Genomic DNA, 13,123 nt, shown 5'->3' with positions numbered 1-13,123 from the left:
CCGATATTTAATATTTAAATAAGAAATCGTCAGACAATTAGGCAAACTCACCATACTTGCAACATTCTTTCGGCGGCACGCGCTTTGTTTACGGGGCTTTCCCGGAATAGTTCAATTTGATCTCGAAAAAACGCTAGACGACAGATTTCAAATTGTGTCAGGTTGCTTACGCCTTCATTGGGCGAGTGATAGGACAATCTCGCCAGAGGTTGTCGCTATCGGACAAAAACTGTTCCATTGCTAAACAAGGAAGTGTGTTTATGTCGAAAGTAAAAGCTAATGCTATTGATACCGCCGAACAGCTTTTCCCGCTGAACGCGGCGCCACAACCTCTGGCTGCGACCAGCTCGGCGTACAACCAGATCAATAGCTTCAGCCATCAGTACGATCGTGGCGGCAACCTCACGGTCAATGGCAAACCCTCCTTCACGGTGGATCAAGCCGCCACTCAGCTGCTGCGCGACGGTGCCTCCTGGCACGACCTCGACGGTAGCGGCAAGATCGAGCTGACCTACACCTTCTTGACCTCCAAGACCGCCAACTTCGGTGGCCTGGGCGTCACCGGTTTCAGTCAGTTCAGCTCCCTGCAAAAAGCCCAGGCGGTGCTCGCCATGCAATCCTGGGCCGATGTCGCCAACGTGACCTTTACCGAAGCCGCCAAAGGTGGCGACGGCCACATGACCTTCGGTAACTACAGCGGCGGTCAGGAAGGCGCAGCGGCATTCGCGTTCCTGCCAGGTACCGAGCCAGGCTATGACGGTCAGTCCTGGTACTTGACCGGCAGTGGATACGATGTCAACAAAACCCCGGGCGTGAACAACTACGGGCGTCAGACACTGACCCACGAAATCGGCCACACCCTGGGCCTGTCTCACCCTGGCGACTACAACGCCGGCAATGGCAACCCGACCTACAATGACGCGACCTACGGGCAAGACACCCGCGGTTACAGCCTCATGAGTTACTGGAGTGAAAGCAACACCAGCCAGAACTTCAGCAAGGGCGGCGTCGAGGCCTACGCTTCGGGCCCGCTGATGGATGACATCGCCGCCATCCAGAAGCTCTACGGCGCCAACATGTCCACCCGTACCGGTGACACCACATACGGCTTCAACTCCAACGCCGGTCGCGACTTCCTCAGCGCGACTTCGTCGGCGGACAAGCTGGTGTTCTCGGTGTGGGATGCCGGTGGCAAGGATACCTTCGACTTCTCGGGTTTCACCCAGAACCAGAAGATCAACCTCAATGAAGCCTCGTTCTCTGACGTGGGCGGCCTGGTGGGCAACGTGTCCATCGCCAAGGGCGTCACCATCGAGAATGCCATCGGCGGTTCGGGCAACGACCTGATCATCGGTAACAGCGCAGCCAACGAACTCAAGGGTGGTGCCGGCAACGACATCATCTACGGGGCCGGCGGCGCCGACAAACTGTGGGGCGGTTCGGGCTCGGACACTTTCGTGTTCGCGGCCAGCTCCGATTCCAAGCCGGGTGCAATCGATCAGATCCTCGATTTTGTCAGCGGCCTGGACAAAATCGACCTGACCGGCATCACCAAAGGTGCAGGCCTGCATTTCGTCAGCGCCTTCACCGGTGCGGCGGGTGACGCGATCCTGACCACCTCGGGCGGCAACAGCCTGCTGTCGGTGGACTTCTCCGGGCATGGCGTGGCGGACTTCCAGGTCAGCACCGTTGGCCAGGCGGCGTACAGCGACATCGTGGCGTGATGTGAACGGGAAAGCGGCGTGTCATGCGCCGCTTTCTTTCACTTGCATCGCCCTGGCCGGTAAGCAAGGCTACACGCCGGAGTGAAATTTCCTATGATCCAATTCGCTTTTACCCGCAAAGCGGCGGCGTACCTGTTGCCGATGCTGATGATGTATGGAGAAACAACCATGGCAAGCAGCCTGAGACTCGAAGATCCATCGGTATTTGCCGGGCCGTGGCAGGCGACCTTGAGCGCCCGCAGCGACAGCCCCGAATCACAAGCGATGCAGGACAAACCGTCGAACACCTGCGTGGTCGATCTTGAGGCCAATCAGGTCCTGGGCAAGGGCGCCGACTGCCTGAGTGCGTGGTTGCAGGAGACGGCCACCGGCTGGTTTCCGGATCCGGACGGGCTCTCCATCACCGGCAAGGAGGGCTCAAGAATCCAGTTCTTCAGCCGACAACGTGATGGGCTTTATCTGAGTACTTTGAAGTCGGGCCTGGTGATTACCCTTGAACGGGCGGCGAAACAGCCGTGATGGCCAGGATCGATACACAGTTTAAATATAAGGCAGTCCGTTACAGTTATAAGCGGGGCTTTAATAATCACGGATTCCGGTTTTATGGCGGAAGTTGTTGTTGAAGTGTAAGCGGATACTGTTGGTGTATGTCCCGCTTCGTGCGCGGGCTCATTAATTGAAGACTCGCCAAGTATGGCGGGAAATATCATTTCAGGAATAAACAATGAAGATGGCGAAGGCCCCGGCCACCGCTCCCTTATTCAAGGCATTGGGTGACTATAAAGGCATTCTGATCAGCGTCGGATGCTTTACCGCACTGATTAACGTGCTGATGCTGGTGCCCTCCATCTATATGCTTCAGGTCTATGACCGAGTGCTGTCTTCGCAAAACGAAACCACCCTGGCGATGTTGTCGCTGATGGTCGTCGGTTTCTTCGCGTTCATCGGCCTGCTGGAGGTGGTGCGCAGCTTCATTGTGATCCGCATCGGCAGTCAACTGGAGCGTCGTTTCAACCTTCGGGTCTATCAGGCGGCGTTCGAGCGCAACCTGTTCAAGGGCGAGGGCAATGCCGGCCAGTCTCTGGGCGACCTGACTCACATTCGCCAGTTTGTCACCGGGCCTGCGCTGTTCGCGTTTTTCGATGCGCCATGGTTCCCGGTCTATCTGTTTGTCATTTATCTGTTCAACGTCTGGCTCGGAGTGCTGGCCACTGCCGGTGCAGTGCTGTTGATCGCGCTGGCGTGCCTCAACGAATACATGACCAAGTCTCCGCTGGGCGAAGCCGCCGGTTTCTCGCAGAAGTCCAGCCAGTTGGCCACCAGCCACCTGCACAACGCCGAAACCATCCAGGCGATGGGCATGCTCGGCTCCCTGCGCAAGCGTTGGTTCCAGGTGCATTCGCGGTTCCTTGGCCTGCAGAACCAGGCCAGTGACACCGGCGCAGTCATCAGTTCCCTGAGCAAGACCTTGCGTCTGTGCCTGCAATCGCTGGTGCTGGGGCTGGGCGCCTTGCTGGTGATCAAGGGCGACATGACCGCCGGCATGATGATCGCCGGCTCCATTCTCATGGGCCGGGTGCTGAGCCCGATCGACCAGTTGATTGCCGTGTGGAAACAGTGGAGCGGGGCGAAGCTGGCTTATCGCCGTCTCGATGCCTTGTTGCAGGCGTTCCCGCCGAGCGACGACGCCATGGCGCTGCCGGCGCCGAAAGGCCAGATCGCCTTCGAACAAGTCAGCGCCGGCCCGCCCGGGCAACGTGCGGCGACGTTGCACATGATCAACTTCAATCTGGCGGCCGGTGAAGTGCTGGGCGTGCTCGGTGCCTCCGGTTCCGGCAAATCGACCCTGGCGCGGGTGCTGGTCGGTGTGTGGCCGACCCTGGGCGGTACGGTGCGCCTGGACGGTGCCGACATCCACCGCTGGAACCGCGATCAGCTCGGTCCGTACATCGGCTACCTGCCGCAGGATATCGAACTGTTCAGCGGCACCATCGCCGAAAACATTGCGCGCTTCAGCGAGACCGATCCGCAGAAAGTCGTGGCCGCCGCGCAACAGGCCGGGGTTCACGAAATGATCCTGCGCATGCCGCAGGGTTACGACACCCAGCTGGGCGAGGACGGCAGCGGTCTGTCCGGCGGCCAGAAACAGCGTGTGGCGCTGGCGCGGGCCATTTACGGTACGCCAAGCCTGGTGGTGCTGGATGAGCCGAACTCCAACCTCGATACCGTCGGCGAAGCGGCGCTGTCCAGCGCCATCGTGCAACTCAAGGCGCAGGGCGCCACGGTGGTCCTGGTGACGCACCGTTCCTCGGTGCTGGCCCAGGCCGACAAGCTGCTGGTGCTCAACGATGGTCGCCTGCAAGCCTTCGGCCCGAGCCATGACGTACTCAAGGCGCTGTCCGGCAACCAGCCGCAACAGCCCCAGCAGACGGAAAAAACCGCGCAGGCACCGGGCGGGCTCAGCATGAGCCGGCAGTACCAGCCCTCGACAAGGAATTCGGGTGTATGAGCAGCGCGAGCATGAACACAGAAAACGAAGCGACCATGGAACACGCCTACATCACCGAACGTCCGGAACGCGACGCGAAGTTTTTCGCCCGCATGGGCTGGATTCTCGCCATCGCCGGCGCCGGCAGTTTCTTTGCCTGGGCGGCCCTGGCGCCGCTGGATCAGGGGATTCCGGTGCAAGGCACGGTGGTGGTTTCCGGCAAGCGCAAGGCCGTGCAGTCGATGAGCAGCGGCGTGGTCAGCCGGATTCTGGTGCGTGAAGGCGAGATCGTGAAGCAGGGCCAGCCCTTGTTCCGCCTCGACCAGACACAGGTTGCCGCCGACGTGCAATCGCTGCAGGCCCAGTACCGTATGGCCTGGGCGAGCGTGGCGCGCTGGCAGGCCGAGCGCGACAACCTCAAACAAGTGACGTTTCCACCGGAACTGAGTGACAGCGCCGACCCGCGCCTGGCGCTGGTGCTGGAAGGCCAGCGTCAACTGTTCAGCAGCCGGCGTGAAGCTTTCTCCCGCGAGCAGGCCGCCTTGCGTGCCAGTATCGAAGGTGCCACGGCCCAACTGGCCGGCATGCGCCGCGCCCGGACCGACCTCAATGCTCAGGCGCAATCCCTGCAGCAGCAATTGAGCAACCTGCAACCGCTGGCAGACAACGGCTACATCCCGCGCAACCGGCTGATGGAATATCAGCGTCAACTGTCGCAAGTGCAGCAACAGTTGGCAGAGAACACCGGTGAAAGCGGCCGGGTGGAGCAGGGCATTCTCGAGTCGCGCCTGAAACTGCAACAGCACGGCGAGGAGTACCAGAAAGAAGTCCGCAGCCAACTGGCGGATGCGCAACTGAAAAGCGTCACGCTGTCCGAGCAACTGACCTCCGCCGGTTTCGACCTGCAACACAGCGAAATCCTTGCGACCTCGGACGGCATCGCCGTCAATCTCGGCGTACACACCGAAGGCGCGGTGGTGCGTCAGGGCGAAACACTGCTGGAGATCGTTCCGCAAGGCACTCGCCTGGAAGTGGAAGGGCACCTGCCGATCAACCTGATCGACAAGGTCGGCACGCACCTGCCGGTGGACATCCTCTTTACCGCGTTCAACCAGAGCAAGACACCTCGTGTTGCGGGCGAAGTCAGCCTGATTTCCGCCGACCAGATGGTCGACGAAAAAACCGGTGCGCCTTATTACGTGTTGCGCAGCACTGTCAGCGATCAGGCCATGGAGAAGCTCAACGGCCTGGTGATCAAGCCGGGCATGCCGGCGGAAATGTTCGTGCGCACGGGCGAACGCTCACTTCTCAACTACCTGTTCAAACCGTTGCTCGACCGGGCCGGCTCCGCATTGACTGAAGAATAAGGATGTTCGGCTGTATGAATAAGCTTTCCATGCTGGCGGCAGCGTTCGCGCTGCTCGCGGGCAACAGTGCGATGGCGGCCATGGGGCCGTTCGAGATCTACGAACAGGCATTACGCAACGACCCGGTGTTTCTCGGCGCGATCAAGGAACGTGACGCCGGTCTGGAAAACCGTGCCATCGGCCGCGCCGGGCTGCTGCCGAAACTCGGTTACAACTACAACAAGGGTCATAACACGTCGAAGGTCACGCAACTGACCGATCGTGGCAATTTTTCCGAGAACCGCAACTACAACAGTTACGGCTCGAACCTGACCCTGCAACAACCGCTGCTCGACTACGAAGCCTACGCGGCCTATCGCAAGGGCGTGGCACAGTCACTGTTCGCCGACGAAAACTTCCGTGGCAAGAGTCAGGAATTATTGGTGCGCGTCCTGGACAACTACACCAAGGCCCTGTTCGCCAAGGACCAGATCGACATCGCCCAGGCCAAGAAAAAGGCCTACGAACAGCAGTTCCAGCAGAACGAGCACATGTTCAAGCAGGGTGAAGGTACGCGGACCGACATCCTCGAGGCCGAGTCGCGCTATGAACTGGCGACCGCCGAGGAAATCGAAGCGCGCAACGAGCAGGATGCTGCACTGCGTGAACTGGGCGCACTGATCGGCGTACCGGCGGTGGACATCGCCGATCTGGCGCCACTGGATCAGAACTTCCAGACTTTCGCTCTGGTACCGGCCAATTACGACACCTGGCACGAGCTGGCGATCAGCAACAACCCGAATCTGGCCTCGCAGCGCCAGGCCGTGGAAGTGGCCCGCTACGAAGTCGAACGCAACCGCGCCGGGCACCTGCCGAAAGTCAGTGCCTACGCCACGGTGCGTCAGAACGAATCGGAAAGCGGCAACACCTACAACCAGCGCTACGAAACCAACACCATCGGTTTTGAAGTCAACGTGCCGCTGTACGCCGGTGGCGGCGTATCGGCCTCGACCCGTCAGGCCAGCCGCAACATGGAGCAAGCCGAATACGAGCTGGACGGCAAGACGCGCGAAACCCTGATCGAACTGCGCCGCCAGTTCAGTGCCTGCCTGTCCGGGGTCAACAAGTTGCGCGCGTATCAAAAGGCCCTGACCTCGGCCGAAGCGCTGGTGGTCTCGACCAAACAAAGCATCCTCGGCGGCGAGCGGACCAATCTGGACGCGCTGAACGCCGAACAACAACTGTTTACCACCCGCCGCGATCTGGCCCAGGCACGCTATGACTACCTCATGGCCTGGACCAAATTGCATTACTACGCGGGCACCTTGAGCGAGCAGGATCTGGCTCGGGTGGATGAAGCATTCGGGCAAGGCCCGCGAACGCGATAACACAGTCGCTTTTACACCAAACAACAAAAACGAGTGGTGAACATGGACGTACGCTTCAAGCCGGCATCGGTCGGCACTCTGTTGCTCGCAGTTTCTATCTCCCAGGCTCATGCGCAATATCTGGAGTCGGGCAAACCCGGTGATCCTGCGAGTTGGCGCTCGGCTGAATTTCTGCGTGACTGGGGCCTGGGCCGGATGCAGGCCGATCAGGCCTACGCCGCCGGCATCACCGGCAAAGGCGTGAAAATCGGTGCGCTGGACTCCGGTTTCGATGCGGCCCATCCGGAGTTCGCCAGCGACCGTTATCATCCGCTGCTGACCAGCGGCAGCTACGTCGATGGCTCGCCGTTCAGCGTCAATGGCACGCTCAATCCGAACAACGACTCCCACGGCACCCATGTGGTCGGCACCATGGGCGCCTCCCGTGACGGCAACGGCATGCACGGCGTGGCGTTCAATGCGCAGATCTACGTCGGCAACACCAACAAGAACGACAGTTTTCTGTTCGGCCCCAATCCCGATCCACGCTATTTCAAAGCGGCCTATGACGCCCTGGCTGACGCTGGCGTACGGGCGATCAACAACAGCTGGGGCAGCCAGCCGCCGGATGTCAGCTATCGGACCTTGGCGGATCTGCACGCCGCTTACGCCCAGCACTGGAACAAAGGCACTTGGCTCGATGCCGCCGCCGATGTTTCGCGTCGCGGTGTGATCAACGTGTTCAGCGCCGGCAACAGCGGTTATCCCAACGCCAGCGTACGTTCGGCGCTGCCGTACTTTCAGCCGGATCTGGAAGGTCACTGGCTGGCGGTGTCGGGACTGGACCAGAGCAATCAGCAGAAATACAACCAGTGCGGCCTCGCCAAATACTGGTGCATCACCACGCCGGGCGCGAAGATCGACAGCACCATCCCCGACGGTGGCTACGGGATCAAGTCCGGCACCTCGATGGCCGCACCGCATGCCACCGGGGCGCTTGCGTTGGTGATGGAACGTTACCCGTACATGAACAACCAGCAGGCGCTGCAAGTGTTGCTGACCACCGCGACCCAGCTTGACGGATCGGTGACCGACGCACCGACCACGCAAGTCGGCTGGGGTGTGGCCAACCTGAAACGGGCGATGGGTGGGCCGGGGCAACTGCTCGGCGTGTTCGACGCGCATCTGCTGGCCGGGCAGAGCGATGTGTGGAGCAACGACATGACCGACAAGGCGCTGATCCAGCGGCGCAGTGAAGACCTCGCCGAGCACGATGCCTGGCAGCAAACCCTGCGTGACAAGGGCTGGCAGAACGGCGTTCCGGCCGGTGCCAGCCAGCAGGACCAGACCGATTACGCCATCGGTACGGCCCGGGACGCAGCCGCCGCGAGCCGGGTTTATGAGGGCAGTCTGATCAAGTCCGGCGCCGGTCGTCTGCTGTTGACCGGTAACAGCAGCTATCGCGGGCCGACCACGATCAACGGCGGCCTGCTGAGCGTTAACGGCTCGCTCACTTCGACAGTCACGGTCAACGACAGCGGCACCCTCGGCGGGTCCGGACGAATCGGCGCACTGATCGCCAATAACGGTGGTCGTGTGGCGCCGGGCAATTCCATCGGCACATTGAATGTGGCCGGTGACGTGAGCTTCGCAGAGGGTTCGACTTACGCGGTGGAATTGTCCCCGACGGCCAGCGACCGGATTGTCGCCGGCGGCATCGCGACGATCAGTGGCGCGACCGTCAGTCTGTCGCTGGAAAACAGCCCGACCTTGCTCAGCACCACTGAAACCAGAAGCCTGCTCGGTCATCAGTACGACATTCTGCAAGCGGCGGGCGGCATTCAGGGGCAGTTCGGTGCGGTGGTGCCGGATTACCTGTTCATCGGTGGCAACCTGGCGGCCACCGGCAACGGGATCACGCTCAGTGTCGAGCGAAACGACACGTCGTTTGCCAGTATCGGCCAGACCCCGAACCAACGGGCCGTGGCCGGCGCCGTCGAGGGCATGGGCGCAGGCAACTCGGTGTACGAAAGCCTGTTGCTGTCGGCTACTGCCAGCGATGCCCGACAAGCCTTCCAGCAACTGAGCGGGGAAATCTACCCGGCTCTCGGTTCGGTGCTGATCAACGACAGCCGCCAGTTGCGCGACGCCATCGGCGAGCGTCTGCATGACGTTGACAGCACCCGAAGCAACGGCTGGGTCAAGGCCCTCGGCGCCTGGGGGACAACCGACTCGCGACACGACACCGCCGGTTACAGCACCTCGATCGGCGGCCTGCTGGCCGGTGTCGATGGGGCGTTGGATGAGCGCACCCGTATCGGCCTGGTCACCGGTTACAGCGACAGTTCGTTGAGCATGGGATCCGGCACGCATTCATCGGCCCAGGTCGACAGCTATCACCTCGGGGCCTACGCCGGGCACGACATCGGTGCCTGGCGCCTGAGCACCGGAGCGGCCTACAGCTGGCATCGCGCCGACGTGAAACGCGATCTGCAATACGGCGACGTCAGCGCCAAACAGAAAGCCAAGGTCGATGCCGCCACCACACAGGTGTTCGGCGAGGCGGCGTATCGCCTGAATCTGCAAGCGCTGGCCCTGGAGCCGTTCGCCAATCTGGCCTACGTGCATCTGGACAGTGAAGGTTTTACCGAGAAGGGTGACGCGGCCGCGCTGAAAAGCCGTGGCGACCAGCGTGACGCGGTACTCGGTACGTTGGGCGCCAGGGCGATCAAGACCATCAACCTGTCGGGCTCGCAGAAACTCGATGTCAGTGGCCGTCTCGGCTGGCAGCACAGTCTCGGCGACATCGAATCCGGACAGCATTTGCGCTTCGCCAGCGGCAGTGCGCCGTACAGCGTCGAAAGCTCGCCACTGGTGCGCGATGCCGCGCTGGTGGGCGTGCAGGCCAGCCTGGCGCTGAGCCGCGACGTGCGGGTCAACCTCGATTACAACGGACAACTGGCCAGCCGCGAGAAGACCCACGGCGTTGGCCTGAGCCTGAACTGGCAGTTCTGAATAAACGGATTTTTCGCAACATCACTAAGGAAGGTCGCTGGATGAAAAACAACAACACCCCCGCGCAATCGGGTGGAGGCTTTCGCCTGAAATCTCTCAACTGCGCATTGCTCTGCGCCATGGCCACCTGGGGCAGCGCACAGGCTGCACCTTATGTGGAGAACGGTCGGGCAGGGGACCCGGCCAGTTGGCGCAGCGCCGAGTTCAAGGCGGATTGGGGCCTTGGCGCGATTGGCGCGGATTACGCCTACGCCGCCGGTTACACCGGCAAGGGTGTGAAACTCGGGATCTTCGACCAGCCGGTGTACGCCGCGCACCCGGAGTTTTCCGGTCCGAACAAAGTGATAACGCTGGTCACCAGCGGCATTCGCGAATACACCGACCCGTACATTCCGGTCAAAGCCGGGGATGCGTTTCTTTATGACGGTTCACCTTCGGTGGGTTCCAACGGCAAACTCGGCGCTCACGGCACCCACGTCGGCGGCATCGCGGCGGGCAGCCGTGACGGCGGGCCCATGCACGGCGTGGCATTCGGTGCGCAGATCATCAGCGCCGACAACGGCGACCCGGGCCCGGAAGACGGCATCGTGCGCGGCAACGACGGCGCGGTGTACAAGGCCGGCTGGGATGCCCTGATCGCCAGTGGCGCGCGGATCATCAACAACAGCTGGGGCATCGGCATCACCGACCGCTTCGACCTGGGTGGTCGTGACCCGGCCTATCCGCATTTCACTGTCAATGACGCGCAACTGCAGTTCAACGAGATTCGTACGCTGCTCGGTACCAAGCCCGGCGGCGCCTATGACGGTGCGATTGCCGCTGCACGCAGCGGGATCGTGACCATTTTCGCCGCCGGCAACGACTACAACCTGAACAACCCGGACGCCATCGCCGGTCTCGGTTACTTCGTGCCGGAAATCGCGCCGAACTGGATGACCGTCGCCGCCCTGCAGCGAAACCCGGATCAGGCCAGCGCCAACCCGTACATCATGAGTACGTTCTCCTCGCGTTGCGGTTACACCGCGAGTTTTTGCGTCTCGGCGCCGGGCACCCAGATCTACAGCTCGATCATCGGCGGCACCAACGCCGACAACCTGACCACCGGCTACGCCAACTACAACGGCACCTCGATGGCTGCGCCGCACGCCGCCGGTTCCGTGGCGGTGCTGATGGAGCGCTTCCCGTACATGACCGGTGCCCAGGTCGCCAGCGTGCTGCGCACCACCGCCACCGACCTCGGCGCACCCGGGATCGACGCCCTGTACGGCTGGGGCATGATCAATCTGCGCAAGGCCATCGACGGCCCGGCGATGTTCGTCACCGAGCAGGACATCCCGACCGAGTTCCGCATCGAGGGCGCCTACGGCTCCAGCCAGTTCGTGGCAGACCTGCCGGGCATCGGCGCGATCATCGATGCCGGCAAGCCCACTCAACGTGTGTGCACTGACATCACCTGCGGGCTCGACACCTGGCGCAACGACATTTCCGGCCATGGCGGCCTGACCAAGCAGGGCATCGGTACGCTGGTGATGACCGGCGCCAACACCTACACCGGTCCGACCCTGGTGAATCAAGGGCGACTGGCGATCAATGGCTCGCTGCAATCGGCGGTCACGGTCAATAACGGCGGTATCCTCGGCGGCAACGGCAGCATCGCGGCGCTGACCGCGAAAAGCGGCGGTATCGTTGCGCCGGGCAACTCAATCGGCACCTTAAACGTGGCCGGGAATGTGACGTTCGAACCAGGCTCGACCTACGCCGTGGAAGTCTCGCCTACCAGCAGTGACCGCGTCGTGGCCGGTGGTACTGCAACCATCGAAGGCGCGACCGTCGCGCTGTCTCTGGAAAACAGCCCGACCTTGCTGACCACCGGCGAGGTGAAATCCCTGCTCGGCAGCCAGTTCAACATCCTGCAGGCGGCGGGTGGCATTCAGGGCCGTTTCGGTCAGGTCCTGCCAAGCTACGCATTTTTGGGTGGCACCCTCGATTACTCGTCGGGCGGTGTGCAACTGAATGTGGGGCGTAATGGCGCTTCGTTCGCCAGCGTCGGCCTGACTCCGAACCAGCGGGCCGTCGGTGCCGCCGCCGAACGTCTGGGCGCGGGCAATGCGTTGTTCGAAACCCTGTTGCTGTCGCCAACCGCTGCGGTGGCGCAGGACGCGTTCCAGCAACTGTCCGGCGAAATTCACCCGGCCATCGGCACGATGCTGATCAACGACAGCCATTACCTGCGCGATGCGGTGGGCGAACGTCTGCGTGAACGGGATATGTTCGATGCCGGCGCACCGACCGACGACCGCAGCAACGCCTGGATGAAGGTACTCGGTGCCTGGGGCAAGAGCGATGGCGGCCATGACAACGCCAATTCCAACAGCTCCATTGGCGGACTGTTGCTCGGTGTCGATGGCTTGATCACTGAAGATACCCGTCTGGGTTTCGTTACCGGTTATAGCGACAGCTCGTTGAACATGGGCAGCGGCACGCATTCTTCGGCGTCAGTCGACAGCTATCACCTGGGGGCGTACCTGGGGCATCAGATCGATGCGCTGCGCCTGAGCGCCGGTGCGGCTTACAGCTGGCATCGCATCGACGTCAAACGTGACCTGCAATTCGCCGGTGTCAGCGGCAAGCAGAAAACCAAACGCGATGCGGCCACCACGCAACTGTTCGCCGAAGCGGCGTATGACCTGGGCCTGCAACCGATGAACCTGGAGCCGTTCGCCAACCTGGCTTACGTGCACCTCAACAGCGACAGCTTCACCGAAAAAGGGGATGCCGCCGCACTGAAGGGCGGTGAAGACAACCGCGACGCGGTATTGTCGACCCTCGGTGTGCGCGCCAAGCGCACGTTTGCCCTGTCCGAGAAACATCAGCTGGAACTGGGTGCGACACTGGGCTGGCAGCACAACCTGAGCAGCGTGGACGCCGAAAACCATCTGGCCTTCGCCAATGGCAACAGCGCATTCAACGTGCAAAGTGTGTCGATGGATCGTGACGCAGCGGTGGTTGGCGTTCGTGCCGGTCTGGCGCTCAATCGCGATGTCCGGGTCAACCTGGACTACAACGGACTGATCGGTTCGAACGAGAAGGACCACGGTGTGGGCCTGACGCTGGACTGGCAGTTCTAAGGTGTAGCGGCAGTTCTGCAGAGAACTGCCGTTTTTGAAAGGAAGAGAGAGCACG

At 61.7% G+C, this 13,123-nt stretch carries 7 protein-coding genes; all 7 read left to right on the top strand.

What is annotated here, in order from left to right; translation table 11 throughout:
• The first annotated feature begins 260 nt into the window (after window positions 1-260).
• The 7 genes from ACK6BI_RS13675 (at window position 261) to ACK6BI_RS13645 (ending at window position 13,068) form a co-directional block, all read left to right on the top strand.
• Window positions 261-1,724: a serralysin family metalloprotease gene (locus ACK6BI_RS13675; protein WP_409317471.1), complete on the top strand. Its 1,464-nt coding sequence runs from the start codon at window positions 261-263 to the stop codon at window positions 1,722-1,724.
• A gap of 93 nt (window positions 1,725-1,817) precedes the next feature.
• Window positions 1,818-2,243, top strand: a complete 426-nt coding sequence (locus ACK6BI_RS13670; protein WP_409317470.1) for an AprI/Inh family metalloprotease inhibitor — start codon at window positions 1,818-1,820, stop codon at window positions 2,241-2,243.
• Window positions 2,244-2,448: 205 nt separating this feature from the next.
• Window positions 2,449-4,233 (top strand): type I secretion system permease/ATPase, encoded by a 1,785-nt coding sequence (locus tag ACK6BI_RS13665; RefSeq protein WP_409317469.1) that lies wholly within the window; start codon window positions 2,449-2,451, stop codon window positions 4,231-4,233.
• Entirely contained in the window at window positions 4,230-5,579 is a 1,350-nt protein-coding gene (locus tag ACK6BI_RS13660) for an HlyD family type I secretion periplasmic adaptor subunit (protein WP_409317468.1), read from the top strand. The genes ACK6BI_RS13665 and ACK6BI_RS13660 overlap by 4 nt, the downstream gene beginning before the upstream one ends.
• Before the next feature lie 2 nt (window positions 5,580-5,581).
• Window positions 5,582-6,946, top strand: a complete 1,365-nt coding sequence (locus ACK6BI_RS13655) for a TolC family outer membrane protein (protein WP_409317467.1) — start codon at window positions 5,582-5,584, stop codon at window positions 6,944-6,946.
• Window positions 6,947-6,988: 42 nt separating this feature from the next.
• Window positions 6,989-9,940 (top strand): autotransporter domain-containing protein, encoded by a 2,952-nt coding sequence (locus ACK6BI_RS13650; protein ID WP_409317466.1) that lies wholly within the window; start codon window positions 6,989-6,991, stop codon window positions 9,938-9,940.
• 41 nt (window positions 9,941-9,981) lie between these two features.
• Window positions 9,982-13,068, top strand: coding sequence for an autotransporter domain-containing protein (locus ACK6BI_RS13645; protein ID WP_409317465.1), 3,087 nt, complete (start codon window positions 9,982-9,984; stop codon window positions 13,066-13,068).
• The last annotated feature ends 55 nt before the right edge of the window (window positions 13,069-13,123 follow it).

Source organism: Pseudomonas sp. KCJK9016 (genome assembly GCF_046231795.1).
In the GTDB taxonomy this organism is placed as follows: domain Bacteria; phylum Pseudomonadota; class Gammaproteobacteria; order Pseudomonadales; family Pseudomonadaceae; genus Aquipseudomonas; species Aquipseudomonas bananamidigenes.
This window is presented reverse-complemented; position numbering and strand designations above follow the sequence as displayed.

What these genes read in the sequence shown, in the direction of transcription:
- ACK6BI_RS13675 (WP_409317471.1), top strand. Translation starts at nt 261, where the DNA reads ATGTCGAAAGTAAAAGCTAATGCTATTGATACCGCCGAACAGCTTTTC.
- ACK6BI_RS13670 (WP_409317470.1), top strand. Translation starts at nt 1,818, where the DNA reads ATGATCCAATTCGCTTTTACCCGCAAAGCGGCGGCGTACCTGTTGCCG.
- ACK6BI_RS13665 (WP_409317469.1), top strand. Translation starts at nt 2,449, where the DNA reads ATGAAGATGGCGAAGGCCCCGGCCACCGCTCCCTTATTCAAGGCATTG.
- ACK6BI_RS13660 (WP_409317468.1), top strand. Translation starts at nt 4,230, where the DNA reads ATGAGCAGCGCGAGCATGAACACAGAAAACGAAGCGACCATGGAACAC.
- ACK6BI_RS13655 (WP_409317467.1), top strand. Translation starts at nt 5,582, where the DNA reads ATGTTCGGCTGTATGAATAAGCTTTCCATGCTGGCGGCAGCGTTCGCG.
- ACK6BI_RS13650 (WP_409317466.1), top strand. Translation starts at nt 6,989, where the DNA reads ATGGACGTACGCTTCAAGCCGGCATCGGTCGGCACTCTGTTGCTCGCA.
- ACK6BI_RS13645 (WP_409317465.1), top strand. Translation starts at nt 9,982, where the DNA reads ATGAAAAACAACAACACCCCCGCGCAATCGGGTGGAGGCTTTCGCCTG.